General features: G+C 52.8%; 18 protein-coding genes and 1 other annotated feature. Of the genes, 11 read left to right on the top strand and 7 right to left on the bottom strand.

Going from position 1 to position 19,950, the window contains the following annotated elements:
• Positions 1-7: 7 nt before the first annotated feature.
• Positions 8-982, bottom strand: coding sequence for an HTH-type transcriptional regulator CysB (gene cysB / locus ACSF8X_RS12710; RefSeq protein ID WP_047877209.1), 975 nt, complete (start codon positions 980-982; stop codon positions 8-10).
• Positions 983-1,356: 374 nt separating this feature from the next.
• On the opposite strand from cysB, the gene ACSF8X_RS12715 reads away from it, so the two are divergent.
• A complete protein-coding gene (locus ACSF8X_RS12715) occupies positions 1,357-2,118 on the top strand; it encodes a hypothetical protein (protein WP_047877210.1) in 762 nt (253 codons plus the stop codon).
• A gap of 128 nt (positions 2,119-2,246) precedes the next feature.
• On the top strand, positions 2,247-3,044 hold the full coding sequence (miaE, locus tag ACSF8X_RS12720) for a tRNA isopentenyl-2-thiomethyl-A-37 hydroxylase MiaE (protein WP_047877211.1): 798 nt from the start codon (positions 2,247-2,249) through the stop codon (positions 3,042-3,044).
• Positions 3,045-3,096: 52 nt separating this feature from the next.
• On the opposite strand, the gene topA is transcribed toward miaE, so the two are convergent.
• On the bottom strand, positions 3,097-5,745 hold the full coding sequence (gene topA, locus ACSF8X_RS12725; RefSeq protein ID WP_047877212.1) for a type I DNA topoisomerase: 2,649 nt from the start codon (positions 5,743-5,745) through the stop codon (positions 3,097-3,099).
• 541 nt (positions 5,746-6,286) lie between these two features.
• Here topA and ACSF8X_RS12730 point away from each other — a divergent pair.
• Positions 6,287-6,538 (top strand): DUF2498 family protein, encoded by a 252-nt coding sequence (locus tag ACSF8X_RS12730; protein WP_047877213.1) that lies wholly within the window; start codon positions 6,287-6,289, stop codon positions 6,536-6,538.
• Between the two features lie 51 nt (positions 6,539-6,589).
• Here ACSF8X_RS12730 and ACSF8X_RS12735 read toward each other — a convergent pair whose 3' ends face one another.
• Together ACSF8X_RS12735 and sohB are read right to left on the bottom strand one after the other, a co-directional pair.
• Positions 6,590-7,009: a DUF805 domain-containing protein gene (locus tag ACSF8X_RS12735; protein WP_500850148.1), complete on the bottom strand. Its 420-nt coding sequence runs from the start codon at positions 7,007-7,009 to the stop codon at positions 6,590-6,592.
• A gap of 12 nt (positions 7,010-7,021) precedes the next feature.
• Positions 7,022-8,080, bottom strand: coding sequence for a protease SohB (gene sohB, locus ACSF8X_RS12740; protein WP_047877215.1), 1,059 nt, complete (start codon positions 8,078-8,080; stop codon positions 7,022-7,024).
• A gap of 201 nt (positions 8,081-8,281) precedes the next feature.
• Between sohB and ACSF8X_RS12745 the strand changes: the two genes are divergently transcribed.
• Complete coding sequence (locus ACSF8X_RS12745; RefSeq protein ID WP_500850149.1) at positions 8,282-9,043, top strand: YciK family oxidoreductase; 762 nt, start codon at positions 8,282-8,284, stop codon at positions 9,041-9,043.
• Positions 9,044-9,113: 70 nt separating this feature from the next.
• Here the strand turns inward: ACSF8X_RS12745 and rluB are convergent, their stop codons facing one another.
• From rluB to rnm, 3 genes are all read right to left on the bottom strand, one after another.
• Positions 9,114-10,193, bottom strand: coding sequence for a 23S rRNA pseudouridine(2605) synthase RluB (gene rluB, locus ACSF8X_RS12750; RefSeq protein ID WP_047877217.1), 1,080 nt, complete (start codon positions 10,191-10,193; stop codon positions 9,114-9,116).
• A 217-nt stretch (positions 10,194-10,410) separates the two neighbouring features.
• The gene (locus tag ACSF8X_RS12755) at positions 10,411-11,034 is read right to left on the bottom strand and encodes an L-threonylcarbamoyladenylate synthase (RefSeq protein WP_047877218.1); all 624 of its coding nucleotides are present in this window, start codon (positions 11,032-11,034) and stop codon (positions 10,411-10,413) included.
• A 25-nt stretch (positions 11,035-11,059) separates the two neighbouring features.
• The gene (rnm, locus tag ACSF8X_RS12760; protein ID WP_047877219.1) at positions 11,060-11,923 is read right to left on the bottom strand and encodes an RNase RNM; all 864 of its coding nucleotides are present in this window, start codon (positions 11,921-11,923) and stop codon (positions 11,060-11,062) included.
• 115 nt (positions 11,924-12,038) lie between these two features.
• Positions 12,039-12,132 (top strand) — a sequence feature (Trp leader region).
• Positions 12,133-12,209: 77 nt separating this feature from the next.
• Here rnm and aroF point away from each other — a divergent pair.
• From aroF to trpA, 7 genes are read left to right on the top strand one after another with little or no spacing between them, the layout of a single operon-like run.
• The gene (gene aroF, locus ACSF8X_RS12765) at positions 12,210-13,223 is read left to right on the top strand and encodes a 3-deoxy-7-phosphoheptulonate synthase (protein WP_047877220.1); all 1,014 of its coding nucleotides are present in this window, start codon (positions 12,210-12,212) and stop codon (positions 13,221-13,223) included.
• Complete coding sequence (locus tag ACSF8X_RS12770; protein WP_500850150.1) at positions 13,220-14,812, top strand: anthranilate synthase component 1; 1,593 nt, start codon at positions 13,220-13,222, stop codon at positions 14,810-14,812. The genes aroF and ACSF8X_RS12770 overlap by 4 nt, the downstream gene beginning before the upstream one ends.
• Positions 14,809-15,429, top strand: coding sequence for an aminodeoxychorismate/anthranilate synthase component II (locus ACSF8X_RS12775; protein ID WP_500850151.1), 621 nt, complete (start codon positions 14,809-14,811; stop codon positions 15,427-15,429). The genes ACSF8X_RS12770 and ACSF8X_RS12775 overlap by 4 nt, the downstream gene beginning before the upstream one ends.
• Positions 15,430-15,442: 13 nt before the next feature.
• Positions 15,443-16,453, top strand: a complete 1,011-nt coding sequence (trpD, locus tag ACSF8X_RS12780; protein ID WP_500850152.1) for an anthranilate phosphoribosyltransferase — start codon at positions 15,443-15,445, stop codon at positions 16,451-16,453.
• 2 nt (positions 16,454-16,455) lie between these two features.
• Complete coding sequence (gene trpCF / locus ACSF8X_RS12785; protein WP_500851190.1) at positions 16,456-17,826, top strand: bifunctional indole-3-glycerol-phosphate synthase TrpC/phosphoribosylanthranilate isomerase TrpF; 1,371 nt, start codon at positions 16,456-16,458, stop codon at positions 17,824-17,826.
• Between the two features lie 10 nt (positions 17,827-17,836).
• Positions 17,837-19,027 carry a tryptophan synthase subunit beta gene (gene trpB / locus ACSF8X_RS12790; protein ID WP_047877224.1) on the top strand — a complete coding sequence of 397 codons (1,191 nt, stop codon included), beginning with the start codon at positions 17,837-17,839 and terminating at the stop codon, positions 19,025-19,027.
• Positions 19,027-19,836 carry a tryptophan synthase subunit alpha gene (gene trpA, locus ACSF8X_RS12795; protein WP_500850153.1) on the top strand — a complete coding sequence of 270 codons (810 nt, stop codon included), beginning with the start codon at positions 19,027-19,029 and terminating at the stop codon, positions 19,834-19,836. Before trpB ends, trpA begins: the two co-directional genes overlap by 1 nt.
• Positions 19,837-19,950: the final 114 nt, after the last annotated feature.

Consider the following 19,950-nt stretch of genomic DNA (forward strand, 5'->3'; position numbering starts at 1 on the left):
GACACGGCTATTTTACCGGCAACTCCATATCGGCAAACATCGCCTCAATATCGGCATTGGATTTAAGCATCAAAGCCTGATCGACCACATTGCGCGTTAGATGCGGGGCAAAACGCTCCATGAAGTCATACATATACGTACGAAGGAATGACCCCTTCTTAAAGCCAATCTTGGTCGTGCTGGCTTCGAAAATATGGCTGGCATCGATTGCGACCAAGTCACTGTCGGTTTCGGGATCCATCGCCATGCTGGCAATGACCCCCACACCCATGCCAAGCCGGACATAGGTTTTGATCACATCGGCATCCGTTGCGGTGAAAACGATGCGTGGCGTCAGCCCCGAGCGGTTGAAGGCACTATCCAGCTCGGAGCGGCCGGTAAAACCGAACACATAAGTCACCAGTGGGTAGGCGGCCAAATCATGGATGGTAATTTCTGATTTCTGGGCAAGAGGATGATCGGCCTTAACCACAATAGAACGGTTCCAGTGGTAGCACGGCAACATCAGCATATCCTGATAAAGATGCAAAGCCTCGGTGGCGATGGCAAAGTCCGTCGTCCCCTTGGCAACGGCGTCAGCAAGCTGGGACGGCGTCCCTTGATGCATGTGCAGGGTGACCTTTGGATAGCGAGCGGTAAAGCCCTGAATAACTGAAGGAAGTGCATATCGAGCTTGGGTATGGGTGGTCGCAATATTCAGCGTCCCCATTTCGGGATGGGTATGCTCTCCGGCAACGGATTTGATACTTTCGACCCGGGATAGAATATCACGAGAAATTTTTACGATCTCTTCACCGGCAGGCGTCACCTTGGTTAAGTGTTTACCGCTACGTTCGAAAATCTGAATACCGAGTTCATCTTCAAGCAACCGAACCTGTTTACTGATCCCCGGTTGCGAGGTATAGAGACTTTCGGCCGTTGAAGAAACGTTCAGATTGTGATTAACAACCTCAACGATGTATCGTAATTGCTGTAATTTCATGGTACCGCCTGCTATTAATCCCTTATACCTTAAATACAGCAGCGCAGTGAATCCTACCGCTATATAGAATGTATATGTAATCCTCCATGTATAATTTTATGTTATATATTTTCTACCGCTGTTTTCATAGTCTTTCTTGAAAATAATCCCCCGAGCAAGCCATCATTTGGGCAGGCATTCCCCCTTCTTTCTTCCATCAAATATCCTTAATAGAGAATAGGTTCCCTTTTAGTATTATTTTTTCGAGGAATGCGCGAAAAGTATTCTAAAATTACTTGAACAGGAGTCATAAAAAGCTTTGCAACACTGTTGCAAACAAAGCATATGGTGTATCTTATAAGACTAAATATCAGTACGGATGGTCAATACCTGACATGAGCATGCCACTTATCATTGGCTTGATCGGCTTACTACTGGTCCTTATCGTTGGTTACAACGTTATTATCCAGTATCGCCAGAAACTAGAAAGTGCCAAACAGCAAGAACTCGCCAAATACATTGCGATTATCGATGCAACCGAAGAGCTTATCGGTAATGCCCACCTTCTACCGTATAGCAAAGAATTGCTAGTTTGCCTCAATAGACGCGTACTGCACTCATTAGAAGGGATGCAGCAGGCAGATCCGCAAGATCGAAACATGCCTGTTCGTATCAGCCAAGTTAGCGAACAAATTCGTCAGCTGCAAGAAAACTATTCCAATGCGGACGCTACCGCATTCAAAGTACCAAGCACTGACCGTCAAGCGATTGGTATGCTGCAGCTGGTAAAACGCCTAAAAGCGGTCATCAAGAGCGAACACAGCCGTGGCCGTATGGCGACTCAGGCCTTTGTCGCTGAAAATGCGCGTCTTGAAAGCATCCAGTTGCGAATTAATATCGAGAACGTCATCAAGCGTGCCAGTGACGCGGCTCAAAAACGTCAGCTTGGTACGTCAAAACAGCTTTTGCAAAAAGGCTTGGATGCCCTTTCAAGCAAAAATGACAATTATGCGAATCAGGCAAGGGAAAAGCTGCAAAAAATGCTCAGTGAAATTGATATCAACCAGAGCAGTCAGCACGAAAAAGAACGCCAGCAAATGCTTGCCAAAGAGCAAGACGAGCTTGACGTGCTATTCCAGCCAAAACGCAAATGGTAATAACAAGAAGGGCCACCCAAGGGTGGCCTTTTTTATTATTGCATTCTTGCTAAAACTGCCGCCTCTTGGGTATAGCCCACTTGCACGGGTATAATGGCGCAACTATTTCAATCATAAAAAGTTAGCCCATGAGTACATCCCAACAGCAGATGATCGATGAGCTGCTTACCCCGGTAAAGCAATTCCTTCACTGTGAAACCCCCGATGCCTGGATTAATCAGGCAAAGCAGCCAGGCAATCTTACTACCCTGCTGGTAGATCACTGCAACTGTGAACTGAAAGCCAGCCAGACGGCGATATTCCTGATCCGCCGCTATGCCATCGACAAAGCCAGCGGCCAAGCACTGCTCGACTGGGCCAAACCGTACGAAGAGTTCGTCTATGGTCAGCATCGCGATACCCGCCATTTCCACGGTAAGAAAAACGGGCTCAGTGCACCGCTCACTCCCCGCAGCGACTTTCCTCACGGCCAACCGCTGATCGACAAAATGGTGCGGCTAATAAAAGAAGAATTCCATCATTTCGAGCAAGTGCTCGAGATCATGGAAAATCGCGGCATCCCATACTCCAACCTCAATGCCGGCCGCTATGCCAAGGGGCTGATGAAAATCGTCCGCACCCACGAACCCGCCACGCTAATCGACAAACTGATCATCGGGGCATACATTGAGGCCCGTTCATGCGAGCGTTTTGCCAAACTCGCCCCTTACCTCGATGACGATCTGCGTAAGTTCTATATTTCGCTGCTACGCTCCGAAGCACGCCACTACCAAGACTACCTGATCCTTGCCGAGCAAATCGCCGGTGGCGATATCAGTGACAGAATCCAGGCCATCGGGGCCCGCGAGGCGGAGCTTATCAATGCCCCCGACGATAACTTCCGTTTCCACAGCGGGGTTCCCTGCGAAACCTTGGCAATCGCCTGATCCGCTACAGAATACTTACGGCAATAAAAAACCGCCTTTCGGCGGTTTTTTATTATTCTTCTTCCGACTTGCTCGCTTTTGGCTTCTTGCGCTTGTCGGTGATTTCCCACTTGCCGTCAATGTGCAAGCCAGTCCAACCCGATGGCTTGCCATCAATTTCAGAGCGAACGTAGTTTTCTTTAGTCTTACGGCTAAAGCGAACCACTGTCGGACGGCCATCCGGATCGTGGGTCGGAGCTTCCGTTAGATACAGGAACTTAGGCGACAGACGATCTTTGAAACGTACCAGTTCTTCCACCAACGGAGCACGGGTTTCCCGTGACTTAGGGAAGGTACTCGCGGCCATAAACAGACCCGATGCGCCATCACGCAACACAAAGTAGGCATCCGAATCCTGGGTGCATGGCAGCTCAGGAAAATGTACCGGATCTTCTTTTGGCGGTGCGATTTCACCGTTCTTAAGGATCTTACGGGTGTTCTTACATGACTCGCTGGTACAACCCATGTACTTGCCGAAACGGCCGTTCTTCAGTTCCATATCGGAACCACACTTGTCACACTCAATCACCGGACCATCATAGCCCTTGAGCATGAACTCGCCTTTCTCGACAATGTAGCCGTCACAACCTGGGTTGTTACCACACACATGCAGCTTACGCTCAGCATCGATCAAGTAGGCATCCATCGCCGTACTACATTTCGGACAACGCTTCTTGGCACGCAGAGCTGCCGTTTCAACGTCTTCTTCCAAAACGTTAACAATACCGTCCTCGTCACCGAGGTTGATTGTCGTCTTACAACGCTCTTTCGGCGGCAGGGCATAACCCGAACAACCCAAGAACACACCGGTCGATGCGGTACGGATCCCCATTGGGCGGCCACACGTCGGACACTCGATGTCTGTCAGCACGATATTGTTCGGCTTCATCCCGCCTTCGCTTTCATCCAGCTCTGCCTTTTCCAGCTCGCCAGTGAAATCGCTGAAGAAATTGTCGAGTACCGCTTTCCAGTTCGCTTCGCCTTCGGCAATCTTATCGAGATTGCCTTCCATGCGGGCGGTGAAATCGTAGTCCATCAGATCCGCAAAACTTTCGTCCAGACGATCGGTGACAATCTCACCCATCTTCTCAGCGTAGAAACGGCGTTGATCAACACGTACGTAGCCGCGATCCTGAATGGTCGAGATGATTGACGCGTAGGTCGACGGACGGCCAATACCGCGCTTTTCAAGTTCTTTAACCAATGCAGCTTCGGTAAAACGAGCTGGTGGCTTGGTGAAATGCTGCTTCGGATCCAGCGCTTCTAGCGTCAGGGTATCACCCACCTGCACCATTGGCAGGGTGGTATCTTCGTTCTTTCCAGTCGGGCGCTGGACATGAGTCCAACCGTCAAAGCGCAGGGTTCGGCCCTTGGCTTTCAGGGTAAACTCACCCGCCGTCACGGTAATCGTGCTCGAGTCATATTTTGCCGGAACCATCTGGCAGGAAACGAACTGGCGCCAAATCAAGTCATACAGCTTGATCGCATCCTGATCCATGCCTTCAAGATTTTCTGCACGCACCAACACATCCGACGGACGGATCGCTTCGTGGGCTTCCTGGGCATTTTGCTTGCTGCCGTAAGTATTCGGACTTGCTGGCAAGTACTGCTCACCGTACTCGCTGCCAATATATTCACGCGCCGCTTCAACCGCTTCTTTCGACAGGTTAGTCGAGTCTGTACGCATATAGGTAATATAACCCGCCTCGTACAAACGCTGAGCCAAGCCCATTGTGCGCTTAACGCCGTAGCCCAAACGGGTACTCGCAGCTTGTTGCAAGGTCGACGTAATATACGGCGCTGATGGCTTACTGGTCGTCGGGCGGTCTTCACGCTCGGCCACAGTGTAAACCGCACTGTCAAGCAGCGACTTGGCAGCCATAGTCTGGCTTTCATTGACCGGACGGAATGCCTTGCCAGCCTGCTGGGCAACCATCAGACGCAATGCGTCTTTGCCACCCGTCAGCGTATCGGCATGGATATCCCAGTACTCTTCCGGATCAAACGCCTTGATTTCACGTTCGCGGCCAACGATTAGCTTCACCGCGACAGACTGTACGCGTCCAGCAGATAGGCCTCGTGCCACTTTTTTCCACAGCAGCGGCGACACCATGAAGCCAACCACGCGGTCAAGGAAGCGGCGCGCCTGCTGCGCATTGACACCGTCAATATTCAACTCACCCGGCTGCTCAAAAGCCTGCTGAATGGCATTTTTGGTAATCTCGTTGAAAACCACTCGTTTGTAGCGCTCATCATCGCCGCCGATGATCTCACGAAGGTGCCACGCAATGGCCTCTCCTTCGCGGTCCAAATCGGTCGCGAGATAAACAAAGTCAGCGTCTTCGGCCAGCTTTTGCAGTTCGTTGACTACCTTCTCTTTGCCCGGTAGTACTTCGTAATGGGCTTCCCAATTGTTGTAGGGATCCACACCCATCTTGTTGATCAGCGCTTTTTTTTCTTTTTCTTTCTTAATGCGCGCTTTTTCTTCTGCATCCAAGCCTTTCGTGGTCGTCGCAGCCGCCTTCTTACCGGTGCTGCGGGCGCCCGTCGGCAGGTCACGGACATGACCTACGCTTGACTTTACGATGAAGTCCTTGCCCAAGTACTTATTAATCGTCTTGGCCTTGGCTGGGGACTCCACAATAACGAGAGATTTGCCCATAATCGTTCTTTTACGTCCTCGTGCTCAAACTTAAAAATAAACAAATAGTTGCACGTTCAAATAACCCACTGAAAGCACGGCAACGGCAATACGCCAAACTGATTACGTAACTTTTCACGCCTCCTGAAAACCGCCATTTATGCTGGTTAGGCAGGTAACGAGTTACGTAATGCGTTTAGTATTTACATATTGGGCTACATTCTTAGAAGGTCAACTGCTTTTTGCCAAATCGCAGCCGTTTGCTTGTCCCTTCCCCACATGTTAATGAAACGTTGCGGCAAATACATTATCAATGACAAGAACTTGCTCAGTGCACCGTTTCGCCCCTGTAACGGGCGGTAATGATTACCACCTAGGCTGAAAATTTACTATCAAAAACAACGATTTTTTGTCGTCGCTCACAGAATTTCATCGATTAGGGCAGCAACCAGACAGTACGCCGACCAATAACCACTCACTTGATTTTTCTTACCTGTCTTCAATACACTAATGACAACCGGCTGGTATCCACCAGTCCCGAGACTATGCAAAGAGACTGACCATGAGCGACAAAACAAGCATTTCAACGTCCGATCTTCTAATGATTGCCAACCAAATCATCCAAGATCATGACAGCTATATCGATGGCATGCGCGCGACTGCAGTGGAAGAGCGTGACGAAGTACTGATCTTCAAGGGTGAAAACTACTTCCTTGATGACAAAGGCTTACCGACAGAAAAAACCACACTGGTTTTTAATATGTTCAAGTTTCTTGCCCATAAACTTTCACCGGAGTTTACTCTGGCCAACTAACAAAATAATAGCCCCGCATCGCGGGGCTATTTATGCTATCCGGTAGTGAACTCAAATATCAATAGTCATCGTGTCTTTATTGTTCTCCTGACCATCCTGAGGGGGCAACGGTGGCTCTCCCCGCCCCTTCGGATCCGGGCCATATGCATTATCGCCCTTGGTGCCATCAAGGCAGCCCAGTTCAATAATGACAAACACCGGCCCCACCAATGGCACAAATGTCAGAATCAGCCACCATGCACTCTTGCCACGGTCGTGCAAACGCTTGGCGTTAAGCGCCATTGACGCCCACATCGCAAAGCCCGTAATTAACAACGACAGAATCGACTGCAGATCATTTTCCGCAGCCATATCCATTGGTGAATAGATAATAACGGGCATCATTACCAAAAGCACAGGAAGACTATAAAGCCAGTAGTCACGGCGACGCATACGCCCTTGGAAGGAAAACAACGCCCACATCTGGTTCATACGCTACCCGCCTTAAACAATCGGACGCTGGCCACGGCTAATCCACTTCAACAGTAGATTATCAGCAGCATCACCGGTTGCCCCAGCTAGCTTTTCAGCCAGTTTCTTACGCTGGACATAGCGAACCTGCAACACCTCGCGATCTTTGCATGCATGGCTAATAAAATCATCACTGGTGCCGATCTCATCAACCAATCCTAAACCTAGAGCCTGCTTGCCAAACCAGTGCTCGCCCGTAGCCACTTTTTCAAGATCCAGCTCAGGACGGTGCTCTGCGATAAAGTCTTTGAACAATCCGTGGGTCTCTTCAATTTCAGACTGGAATTTCTCACGTGCCTTGTCGGTATTCTCACCAAACATGGTCAGGGTACGCTTGAACTCACCAGCAGTAATCTGCTCAAACTCAATATCGTTCTTTTTCAGAAGTTTATTGAAGTTTGGTAGCTGAGCAATCACCCCGATAGAACCAACAACCGCGAACGGCGCAGAGATGATCTTATCAGCCACGCACGCCATCATATAACCGCCACTGGCCGCGACTTTATCCACTGAAATGGTCAACGTAATACCGGCCGCTTTGAGGCGGTCAAGCTGCGATGAAGCCAAGCCGTAGCCATGCACCATGCCGCCGCCCGTCTCAAGACGCAGCAACACCTCATCGCCTTCAATCGCGACAGCCAAAATAGCCGTCACTTCCTCGCGCAGCGAAGCCACTTCTTTGGCATCGATACTGCCATGAAAATCAAGAACAAAGAGACGAGGCTCACGGGAATGGCTCAAATCCCCTTCCTTCGCCGCTTTCTTTACTTCATTCTGGCGTGCCTTGTGTTTCTCTTTTTCAGCCTTTTTCTCAGCCTTGTCACGCGCTTTGAGCAATGGCTTGTCAAACAAGTGGGATTCCAGCTGCTCGACCGTCTCCTTGTACTGCTCGGTCAAGTCAGTGACTTCCAGCTCCCCTTTGGCGCCGTGGTGGCCTTTAAGTCCCTTAACGATAACAAGAATACTGATAATCGCGATCACCACCGTGGCAATCTTGGCTAGAAACAGCCCATAATCAAACAAAAAATCCAATGTCGAGTCCTCATTCTCTTGTTTGAATTCATTGTAACCACGTTGTCATCGATTCGGCTACGCCAATATTCATCACCAACGGCAAAGGGCGAGCAACTGCTCAAAACAGCGGCTATTCCCGATTGTCGAGGAGCGATCATGTCATCGCCAATTTGACAGTGTTACACTACGCCAATGATAACAACGAAAAGGAAGTATTGAGTGGATTATCAAGTGGATGAGAAGACACTGAAGGATAACGTTATTCTGGTAACCGGAGCCGGTGACGGTATCGGACGCCAGGCAGCTATTAGCTATGCCGCTCACGGTGCTACCGTGGTCCTGCTCGGCCGCACCGTTGCCAAGCTCGAAGCGGTCTATGACGAAATCGAAAACCTTGGCTATCCGCAGCCAGCCATCATCCCCATGGATATGATGGGCGCAACCAGACAAAACTACCTCGACATGGTCGATACCATTGAAGGACAATTCGGCCGCCTTGACGGCGTGCTGCACAATGCCGGTTTATTGGGCGTACTCAGCCCCTTCGAGCAACTCGGCGAAGAGGTCTTCGATGATGTCATGCAGGTCAACGTCAAGGCCCAATTCCTGCTGACACAAGCTGTCCTGCCACTGATCAAACAGTCGCCACACGGCCGTATCATCTTCACCTCCTCGACAGTCGGCCACGAAGGCAGGGCTTTCTGGGGAACGTACTCGATATCAAAGTTCGCCACTGAAGGGATGATGCAAGTACTGGCCGACGAACTCAACAACACTCAGGTTAGGGTCAATGCTATCAACCCCGGCGGCACCCGCACGGCAATGCGCGCCCAGGCCTTCCCCGCTGAAGATGCCCGCTTGCTGAAAACACCCGCCGAGATTATGCCGCTGTATGTTTATCTGATGAGCAAAGAGAGCGATAGCGTCCACGGCCAATGTATTGACGCTCAACCCAAGAGAAAACCCGGGGCTGCCAGCTAAAACACCAACAATGAAAAAGCCAGGCTCAAGAGCCTGGCTTTTAAAATGTCCGATTTAACGAAAGGCAGTATTATTTGCGCACGCGCGGCTTTGCCGGTTTCGTCTTCAAAGGATTGCGACGGTTAGCCGCATTGCCAGAAGGCTTACGACGAGAACCATTCGATTCAGAACCGAACTGCTCTTGGCTGTTGCGGTTAGCACCGCGACGCTTGTCCTGACGGCGAGAACCGCTGTTCTCCTGTACAGGCATCTCTTGGCCATTGCGGTTTGAGCCACGGCGCTTGTCTTGACGGCGGTTACCACGAGTATCATCGCTCAGGCGCTCTTCATGGCGGCGTACCGCACGACGGATCTGACGAACACCACGCTTACGCTTCTGGCCTTCAACCGTCAGTGCTGTTTCGGTTTCAGCAGGAAGTTCTACTTTCTCGCGAAGGTAGTTAACTTCTTTTAGCTCCAGCTCCATCCAACCGCCGCGAGGCAGATCTTTGGTCAGGAAGATATCACCGTAACGTACACGCTTAAGACGGCTTACCGTCACACCCTGCGAGTCCCACAGACGACGAACCTCACGGTTACGACCTTCGGTGATCACCACGTAGAACGTGTGGTTCATGCCTTCGCCACCAGCGTAGACAACGTCTTCGAAGCGGGCCATACCGTCTTCAAGCTCAACACCACGAACTAGGTTGCGAACCATATCTTCGCTCACTTCGCCGAATACACGTACCATGTATTCACGCTCGATACTGCGGCTCGGGTGCATCAGGCGGTTAGCCAGCTCACCATCTGTTGTGAACAGCAGCAAACCTGCAGTGTTCGCATCAAGACGGCCAACAGATACCCAGCGGCCATCTTTCAGGCGAGGCAGGCGATCAAAAACGGTACGACGACCTTCAGGATCATGGCGAGTACATAGCTCACCTTCCGGTTTGTTATAAGCCAGTACTCGACAAATTTCGTCCGACGATGACACCAGTTGGATTTTATGACCGTCGATACGTACGTTAACGCTCAAATCTTCCAGGCGATCACCCAGTTTAGCCACGATACCATCAACACTGACGCGCCCGTTCTGGATCATCAGTTCGATTTCGCGGCGAGAACCCTGGCCAGAACGCGCCAGTACTTTCTGTAATTTTTCACTCATTAGACAAACCTTTGTCGCCTTCACAGGCGTCGAAATATCATCACGCTTCGACCTATTCAAAGCGACGGCGAATTATGCCAAAAGCTTAACCCACTTACCACCTAAAACGCAGTTTGGTAGTAAGGAATTGTTACCGTTTCTAGCTCGACCCAGCGCGCCGTGAACGCCCGTCGGTGATAATATTTACGCACCCAGTGTGAATAAGGCGCTATATTGGCTAGGATTCAAACGGAGATGGGTCACCCGCTCCAACGCGAGCAATCTCAATCTCGTCATTGCTAAAATCAACCACCGTCGTCGGCTGCTCGCCAAGGTAGCCACCACTGATAATCAGGTCGACTGCATGCTCAATCTTATCGCGGATCTCCTCAGGATCAGACTCGGTCACTTCGTTACCCGGCAAGATCAAAGACGTTGACATCATCGGCTCGCCCAATGCTTCCAGCAGAGCCAAGGCAATAGCATTGTCCGGAACCCGGATACCAATCGTCTTGCGCTTCGGATTCATCAAACGACGCGGCACTTCCTTGGTACCCTTGAAGATAAAAGTATAGGCACCCGGTGTGTTGTTGCGTAGCAGGCGGAACGCACTGTTATCCACCCTGGCGTAGAGCGAAAGCTCGGAAAGATCACGACACAGCAAGGTAAAATTATGCTTGTCGTTAAGGCGGCGGATCTGGCAAATGCGCTCCAATGCCGATTTGTTTTCCAGCTGGCAGCCCAACGCATATCCCGAATCAGTCGGGTACACGATCACACCACCATTACGGATAATCGCCACAGCCTGATTAATCAGACGGGTTTGTGGTGTTTCCGGATGAACATAAAAAAACTGACTCATTCTTCCTCCACGGGAAGGCCCTCACTCAGGACGCTTCACCTTCTTCACGTAGCTTCTCAACACCCCAGTCATGCCAGACCTCAGTCACGCCCTTCGGTAACCATAAGTTACGTCCAAGATCGGTCCATGGAGAGACATAGTGAAAATCAGAGCCCTGCGAAGCCATCAGATTATAATCAATTGCATAATCCCCCAGCACGCGTCTATCTTGCGGAGCCTGCTGCGGTTGAGCCACCTCCATTGCATCGCCACCAGCGTCGACGAATGCAGCGAGCAGCCGCTTGATCCATTTAGCCGTCATATTGTAACTACCCGGATGCGCCAGTACGGCAATGCCCCCGGCCTGATGAATAGCCGTCACAGCTTCAGCCATCGAACACCAATTAGGCGGGACATAACCCGGGTTATTGCGGGTCATGTACTTCTTGAAGACGGCCTGCATATTCTTGGCATACCCTTGCTCGACAATCCACTGGGCAAAATGAGCTCGAGTCAGGGTTGCGCCATCGGCAATGGCCTTTGCGCCAGCCAGCGCCCCCGGCATCCGGTTTTTCTCTAGCCGCTCACCAATCAGCTCGGCCCGGGCCTCTCGCCGCGCGGCCTGCTGTTCGATAATCTGCACCATTGCCGGATGCTCAGAATCAATCTGCAAGCCAACAATGTGAATATCAAAGTTTTGCCAAAGTGTCGATATTTCAATGCCTTTGACCAGTGTTATTGGCAAATTCTGTGCTGCAATCGTCATCTCGGCCTCTGCCAACCCGGCCACGGTATCGTGGTCCGTAATCGCAAGCACATCCACCCGGCGTTCTACCGCCCTCATCACTAGCTCTTGTGGCGACAACCGACCATCAGACGCAGTCGTATGACTATGTAAATCAAATAACATAAATTTTATTCTTGACTTCAATTCAATGAACTAGTTTACTAGTACGCAGTTACCCCGAACTAGGTTACAGGACATTTACATGTTACAGCAATTTCATCATCAGCTCTGCGCTTTCTTCTCTTGGTGGTGGCACTTCCCTCTGCGGGTGGTGTGAGTCGCTGTGCCTAGAGCCAGATAACACAAGCCCGCCCGAGAGCGGGTTTTTTTATATCTATAGCTAAACTAAACGAAGCCGAATATGCAGCCCCCGGCCCCAAATACGCTGGGTAAGTAAAGGAATAAAACGATGATTATTGTACTAAAACCCAATGCCACCGAAGCCCAAGCACAAGAAATACTGACCCGCATCGAAACGGCCGGACTCAAGCCTCTGTATATGCCGGGAGTTGAGCGTATTGTTCTCGGTGCGCTGGGCGACGAACGTATCTTGCAGCAGCTCCATTTCGATTCTTACCCATGCGTTGAGACCGTCAAGCCAATCCTAACCAAGTACAAGATGGTCAGCCGCGAAGTACAAGCCCACGATACCGTCGTCCGCTTCGGCAATGCCTCGGTAGGCGGCGACAAATTTGCCGTTATTGCAGGACCTTGCTCAGTAGAGTCTGAAGACCAGTTGATGGCTGTCGCCGAAGTGGTCAAACAGTATGGTGCCGTCGCCCTACGCGGCGGGGCCTACAAACCCCGCACCAGCCCTTATGATTTTCAAGGAATGGGCATTGACGGCCTGAAGCTACTCAAACAGGCCAACGAACAACTAGGGCTGCCTACCGTTTCGGAAGTGATGGAAGTAAGCCAGATGGAGGCTATGTGCCAGTATATCGACTGCCTCCAAATCGGCGCGCGCAACATGCAAAACTATGCCCTGCTCAAAGCCGTCGGTGAAAGCCAAAAACCGGTCTTGCTCAAACGCGGACTTTCCGCCACTATCGAGGAGTTGCTGCTGGCGGCGGAATACATCTACGATGCCGGTAATCCGAACATCATCCTGTGCGAGCGGGGGATCCGTACCTACGAAACAGCAACACGCAATACGTTGGACCTCAATGCCGTCGCCTACCTGAAACAACGAACCCACCTGCCGGTGGTGGTAGACCCAAGCCACGGTACCGGTGTTCGCGAACTGGTGATCCCACTATCGCGGGCAGCCGCAGCCGTTGGCGCTGACGGTATCATCGTCGAATCGCACCTTAACCCGTGTGAGGCATTGTCTGACGGACATCAGGCACTGACGGGTCCAATGTTCGAACAGCTCATGCAAGAGCTGAAACCTTTTGTAGAAGCGGCAGGGAGAACGCTGTGAATACGAACCCGCTAGGCGTCGGCGAGCTGGAGTTGCTCAGCCTGGATGTCCCCTATGTGGCGGATCCCACCGAGCTCTATTACTCGGTGTGTGACGGCCGCCCCCATAACCTGCTGTTGGAATCGGCAGAAATCGACTCCAAGCAGGATCTGAAAAGCCTAATGCTGATTGATGCCGCCGTGCGCATCGTCTGCCGGGGCAAGGAAGTCAGGCTTGAAGCCCTGACCGACAACGGCCTCAATGTACTGCAAACCCTGTCCGGCAAACTTCCGGCAGATATCCAGAGCCAGCGTGAACCCCGCACACTGGTGCTGACCTTTGCCGAGTCCGGTCGGGCTCTGGACGAAGACAGCCGCCTACGCCAAACGTCCAGTTTCGATGCCTTGCGTTTGATCCAGCAGGCTTTTGATATAGCGGGGCATCCGCGCGAGGCCCTGTTTCTGGGCGGCCTGTTTGCCTATGACGTCGTCGATAGTTTCGAGCCGCTCCCGGCAGTCAAGCAGGACAACCGCTGCCCAGACTACCTGTTCTATATTGCCGAAACCCTGTTGGTTATCGACCACCAGCGCCGCAAAGGCAAATTGCAGGCAACCCTGTTCGGAGGGGACACCTATACCGCGAGCTACTTCGAACTGAGCCGCCGCCTGCAGCATATAAAAGAAGCTTGCCTAGTGCCGACACCACTGCCGGCCGCGCCGATACTCGATGATGTCACACCGACAGTTACCGTCAGTGACGAGGCATTCTGCCAACAAGTGCAAGACCTCAAGCAACACGTTATCAATGGGGATGTCTTTCAGGTTGTTCCATCACGCCAGTTTATCCTGCCGTGCCCATCCCCACTCAACGCCTACAAAGAACTGAAAATCGGCAATCCCAGTCCTTACATGTTCTACCTGCAAGACGCGGATTTCACCCTATTCGGCGCCTCACCGGAAAGCGCCCTCAAATATTGTACCGAAAGCAACCAGATCGAGATCTACCCGATAGCTGGCACCCGCCATCGGGGCAAAAACCCGGACGGGACGATAAACCTGGATCTAGACGGGCGTATCGAACTCGATCTGCGCAGTGATATGAAAGAAAACGCGGAACACATGATGCTGGTGGATCTTGCCCGCAATGACGTGGCGCGCATCAGCGAGGCAGGAAGCCGCTACGTTGCCGACCTCCTCAAAGTCGACCGCTACAGCCATGTGATGCATTTGGTTTCTCGCGTGGTTGGCCAGCTACGCAATGATCTCGATGCCCTCCATGCCTATCAGGCCTGCATGAACATGGGGACGTTGACCGGCGCGCCGAAAATCCGCGCCATGCAACTGATCCGAGAGGTCGAACAACGCCGTCGAGGTAGCTATGGCGGTGCCGTCGGCTACCTGACCGGCCAAGGCGACATGGATACCTGTATCGTGATCCGCTCGGCCTATGTCGAAGATGGTACGGCCAGCGTGCAGGCTGGAGCTGGGGTGGTCTACGACTCACAGCCACAGGCCGAAGCCGATGAGACACGCGGCAAGGCACAAGCCGTCATCACCGCCATCTGCAAGGCACACAGCGCCTCGGCCAAATTACGAGGAGCCGCATCATGAACCAGCCTCATATTGTTCTGATCGACAATTTCGACTCCTTTACCTACAACTTGGTAGACCAGTTCCGCTCACTGGGCTGTCTTGTCACTGTCTACCGCAACAGCCTCGATGCTGCCGATATCGAACAGGCCATTGCCGAGAAAAACAATCCGGTACTGGTACTCTCGCCGGGCCCCGGCTCCCCAGCGGATGCGGGCTGCATGCCCGAGCTTATCCTGCGGTTACGCGGAAAAGTGCCGATGATCGGCATTTGTCTCGGCCACCAAGCTATTGTCGAGGCCTACGGCGGCAGAGTTGCCGGAGCCGGTCAAATCGTCCACGGCAAGCCAGCCATGATGGCCCATGGCAGCCATGCCGTCTTCGACAGCCTTCCCAACCCACTGACGGTTGCCCGCTACCACTCGCTGGTGGCGACCTCAGTACCAGACAATCTGGCAGTGATCGCCGAAGTCGACGACCTTGTTATGGCTGTAGCCAACGAACAAGACCGGGTTTGCGGATTTCAGTTCCATCCCGAATCGATTCTGACGACCCAAGGTGCCCAGCTACTGACCAACACATTGGATTGGGTCACAACCAAACCGCGGGCTGACGAACAGAGAAACAATCAAATTTAAGGGAGAATCTAGGATGGATACGACCATTTATACCATTGCCGACAAGCTGTATGACCAACAAGCACTGAGCGAGCGGGAAAGCCAAATTCTGTTCGATGCCATTATCAAAGGCGACATCGAACCTATCCTGCTATCAGCACTGCTAACCGCCCTTAAAATCAAAGGCGAAAGCCCGGCCGAAATAGCAGGGGCAGCCAAGGCGCTGCTGGCCAATGCCAATCCGTTTCCTCGCCCGGAGTACGACTTTGCCGATATCGTCGGAACTGGCGGTGACGGCCATGACACCATCAATATTTCCACCACTGCGGCCTTCGTGGCGGCAGCCTGCGGGGTCAAAGTCGCCAAACACGGTAACCGCGGTGTTTCGAGCAAATCAGGCTCTTCAGATCTGCTCGACAAGTTCGGGATCAATCTGGCCATGACACCGGAAACCGCTCGGGCAGCCCTTGACGAGCTCGGCGTCTGTTTTCTGTTTGCGCCGGAATACCACGGCGGCGTTCGCCATGCGATGCCAGTACGCCAAACCATGAAAACCCGAACCGTATTCAACCTGCTCGGCCCGCTTATCAACCCGGCCAGACCGAATATCGAACTGATGGGCGTCTATGATGAAGCATTGGTTCGGCCCATTGCCGAAACCATGAAGGCAATGGGCATGAAGCGCGCCGCTGTCGTTCACGGCAGCGGGCTTGACGAGGTGGCAATCCACGGCCCGACCACCGTCGCCGAGATTGTCAACGGCGAGATCAGGGAATACTCCCTGACTCCAGCAGATTTCGGGGTAGAGAGCTACCCGCTAGAAGCAATCAAAGGTGGCGAGCCGGAAGAAAACCGAGCCATTATTACTAACATCCTGACCGGCAGTGGCACCCCGGCACAAAACGCGGCAGTTGCTGTCAACGTTGCCCTGCTCCTCCGCCTGTTCGGCCAAGAGGATCTACAAGCCAATACGCAGCAAGCACTTGCCGTCATGGCATCCGGCAAAGCCTTCGACCTGGTCAGAAAACTGGCACAGAGGGATTAATGATGGAAACCGTATTAGCAAAAATTGTGGCTGACAAACGGCTGTGGGTCGAGGCACGCAAAGCCGACCAGCCTTTGGCTTCGTTCAAAGAGGCACTGGTGCCTAGCGATCGCAGTTTCTATGATGCGCTGTCCGGCGAGCATGTAGCGTTTATCCTCGAATGCAAAAAAGCCTCGCCATCAAAAGGGCTGATCCGCGATGATTTCAATCTCGATTACATCGCGCAGGTCTACAACAACCATGCCAGCGCAATATCCGTGCTGACCGACGAAAAGTATTTTCAAGGCAGTTTTGACTTCCTGCCACGCGTTCGCGGCCAAGTTCGCCAACCGGTACTGTGCAAGGATTTCATGATAGATCCTTATCAGGTCTACCTCGCACGGCACTACCAGGCCGATGCGATCCTGCTGATGCTGTCGGTACTTGACGACGAACAATACCAAACACTCGCCGCTGTAGCCGAGTCGCTCAATCTCGGGATCCTGACCGAAGTCAGCAACGAAGATGAACTCGAAAGGGCCATTGCACTCAAGGCCAAGGTCGTCGGGATAAACAACCGTAACCTGCGCGATCTCAGCATCGATCTCGACCGCACCAAACATCTGGCGCCAAAGCTGCCGGAAGGCACTATCGTGATCTCCGAATCAGGGATCTATACCCACCAGCAGGTGCGTGATCTCGCCGCTTATGCCAACGGCTTTTTGATCGGCAGCTCACTGATGTCCGAAGACAATCTAGAACAAGCCGTCCGCAAGGTTATCCTTGGCGAAAATAAGGTATGCGGGCTGACCCACGCCGATGATGCAGCGTCGGCCTACCAGCATGGTGCGGTCTACGGCGGATTGATTTTCGTATCCAGCTCACCGCGCCAAATTGATATCGAACAGGCAAGAATGGTAATGAGTGGTGCCCCGCTCAAGTACGTCGGTGTTTTCCGCAATGCCGATCCCGATGCCGTAACCAAAGCCGCCAAAGCACTATCACTGGCCGCCGTCCAGCTCCACGGTGACGAAGATCCGGACTACGTGCGCACCCTCAAGGCACAGCTACCCGCAGATTGCGAAATTTGGAAAGCACACGGCGTAGACAGCCAATCTCCCGAGCTAGCCTTATGGGATGCTGACCGCCACCTGCTAGATAGCCGAGCAGGTAGCCAAAGCGGTGGTACCGGTGTCGCCTTTGACTGGCGACTGATCCCAGACGAACAAAAACAGATCACCATGCTAGCTGGCGGGCTGACCCCTGAAAATGTCTGTGAGGCAGCCAAACTGGGCTGTCGCGGACTGGATCTCAACTCCGGCGTTGAAAGCGCCCCTGGCAAGAAAGACCCGAACAAATTGAAAGCGGCCTTTGCGGCTATCAGGAAATATTAAGGAAATAATGATGAGCAAGATTAACGCCTATTTCGGCGAATTTGGCGGTCAATATGTACCGCAAATTCTGGTTCCGGCCCTCGACCAGCTGGAAGCTGCCTTTGTTGAGGCCCAACAGGACCCAGTATTCCGCGATGAGTTCATGTCCCTCTTGAAAGAATATGCCGGCCGCCCGACAGCCCTGACCTTGTGCCAGAACCTGACCAAGGGCACCAAAACCAAACTCTACCTCAAGCGCGAGGATCTGCTACACGGCGGGGCCCATAAAACCAATCAGGTTCTTGGCCAGGCCCTGCTTGCCAAGCGGATGGGCAAAACCGAGATTATAGCCGAAACCGGCGCGGGCCAGCATGGGGTTGCAACCGCTTTGGCCTGTGCCCTGCTCGGCCTTAAATGCCGGGTATACATGGGCGCCAAGGACGTTGAGCGCCAAAGTCCCAATGTTTTCCGAATGAAACTGATGGGGGCGACCGTCATCCCCGTTCACTCGGGCTCTGCCACCCTTAAAGATGCCTGCAACGAAGCCATGCGTGACTGGTCTGCCAGCTACGACACTGCCCATTACCTGCTCGGCACAGCCGCTGGCCCTCACCCATTCCCGACTATCGTGCGCGAGTTCCAGCATATTATCGGCGAGGAAACCAAAGCCCAGATCCTCGAAAAAGAAGGCCGCCTGCCAGATGCCGTGATTGCCTGCGTCGGCGGCGGATCGAATGCCATCGGTATGTTTGCCGATTTTATTGACGAGAGCGACGTCGGCCTAATCGGGGTAGAGCCCGCAGGCAAAGGGCTGGATACCGACATGCACGGCGCACCGTTGAAACACGGTAAGCTGGGGATCTTCTTCGGCATGAAAGCACCACTGATGCAAGACGAGTATGGACAAGTCGAGGAGTCTTACTCTGTTTCGGCGGGGCTGGATTTCCCCTCTGTTGGTCCTCAGCATGCTCACCTTAATGCCATCGGCCGAGCCGACTACGTGGCCGTCACCGATGACGAGGCTCTCGATGCCTTTCAGGCACTAGCCCGCCATGAAGGGATTATCCCTGCGCTAGAGTCTGCCCATGCTCTGGCCCATGCCCTGAAGATGGTCAATGACAACCCGAACCAAGAACAGTTGCTGGTGGTTAACCTTTCCGGCCGCGGCGACAAAGATATTTTCACCGTCCACGATATTCTAGATGCCAAAGGAGTGCTGTAATGGATCGTTACCAAGCCCTATTTGACCGCCTTGCGGCCCGCAACGAAGGGGCATTTGTCCCGTTTGTGACTATCGGCGATCCCACCCCGGCACAGTCGCTGGATATCATCGACACCCTGATCGCCTCTGGTGCCGATGCACTGGAGCTCGGCATCCCATTTTCCGATCCGCTCGCTGACGGGCCGACAATCCAAGGGGCAACCATTCGCGCCCTTGAGGCAGGCACAACACCTACCGTCTGCTTTGAGCTGATAACCACAATCCGGAGCAAATACCCTGATACCCCGATTGGCCTGCTGATGTATGCCAACCTCGTTTTTGCCAATGGCATCGATAACTTCTATGCCCAGTGCGCCAAGGCCGGTGTCGACTCGGTGCTGGTAGCCGATGTCCCCATCAATGAATCCGCCGAATTCAGGGCTTCCGCCGAAAAGTACGGTATTCACCCCATTTTCATCGCCCCGCCTAACGCCACAGAAGCTACCCTCAAAAAGGTATCCGAACTGGGGGGCGGTTACACCTACCTCCTTTCCCGTGCCGGTGTGACCGGGGCCGAAACTAAAGCCGGTATGCCTATCGGCCACCTGCTTGAGAGCCTCAATGCCTTCAATGCACCACCTGCACTTCTTGGTTTTGGTATCTCAGAGCCTGCGCAAGTAAAAGAGGCCATCGACGCTGGCGCCGCGGGGGCAATTTCAGGCTCTGCGGTGGTCAAAGTGATCGAAAACAACCTCGGAGATCACGATGGCACACTGACAGCGATGGCGGCATTTATCCGTTCAATGAAAGCCGCTACCCTCTCAGAATAAGCCCTCTCCAATATCACACAAAGCCGCCCCCGAGGCGGCTTTGTCGTCTAGTACCAATCACCGTAAGTCCCCAGAAACAGCGCAGGGATCAATGCATCACAACCCCGCCACCTA

This window comes from Photobacterium panuliri (assembly GCF_059920555.1).

Bases quoted from the DNA above. Each gene is read 5' to 3' on its own strand.
- rnm (WP_047877219.1), bottom strand. From the start codon at position 11,923: ATGTTATTTGATTTACATAGTCATACGACTGCGTCTGATGGTCGGTTG.
- cysB (WP_047877209.1), bottom strand. From the start codon at position 982: ATGAAATTACAGCAATTACGATACATCGTTGAGGTTGTTAATCACAAT.
- topA (WP_047877212.1), bottom strand. From the start codon at position 5,745: ATGGGCAAATCTCTCGTTATTGTGGAGTCCCCAGCCAAGGCCAAGACG.
- ACSF8X_RS12735 (WP_500850148.1), bottom strand. From the start codon at position 7,009: ATGAACCAGATGTGGGCGTTGTTTTCCTTCCAAGGGCGTATGCGTCGC.
- ACSF8X_RS12730 (WP_047877213.1), top strand. From the start codon at position 6,287: ATGAGCGACAAAACAAGCATTTCAACGTCCGATCTTCTAATGATTGCC.
- rluB (WP_047877217.1), bottom strand. From the start codon at position 10,193: ATGAGTGAAAAATTACAGAAAGTACTGGCGCGTTCTGGCCAGGGTTCT.
- miaE (WP_047877211.1), top strand. From the start codon at position 2,247: ATGAGTACATCCCAACAGCAGATGATCGATGAGCTGCTTACCCCGGTA.
- ACSF8X_RS12715 (WP_047877210.1), top strand. From the start codon at position 1,357: ATGAGCATGCCACTTATCATTGGCTTGATCGGCTTACTACTGGTCCTT.
- aroF (WP_047877220.1), top strand. From the start codon at position 12,210: ATGATTATTGTACTAAAACCCAATGCCACCGAAGCCCAAGCACAAGAA.
- trpCF (WP_500851190.1), top strand. From the start codon at position 16,456: ATGGAAACCGTATTAGCAAAAATTGTGGCTGACAAACGGCTGTGGGTC.
- trpD (WP_500850152.1), top strand. From the start codon at position 15,443: ATGGATACGACCATTTATACCATTGCCGACAAGCTGTATGACCAACAA.
- ACSF8X_RS12775 (WP_500850151.1), top strand. From the start codon at position 14,809: ATGAACCAGCCTCATATTGTTCTGATCGACAATTTCGACTCCTTTACC.
- trpB (WP_047877224.1), top strand. From the start codon at position 17,837: ATGAGCAAGATTAACGCCTATTTCGGCGAATTTGGCGGTCAATATGTA.
- ACSF8X_RS12755 (WP_047877218.1), bottom strand. From the start codon at position 11,034: ATGAGTCAGTTTTTTTATGTTCATCCGGAAACACCACAAACCCGTCTG.
- trpA (WP_500850153.1), top strand. From the start codon at position 19,027: ATGGATCGTTACCAAGCCCTATTTGACCGCCTTGCGGCCCGCAACGAA.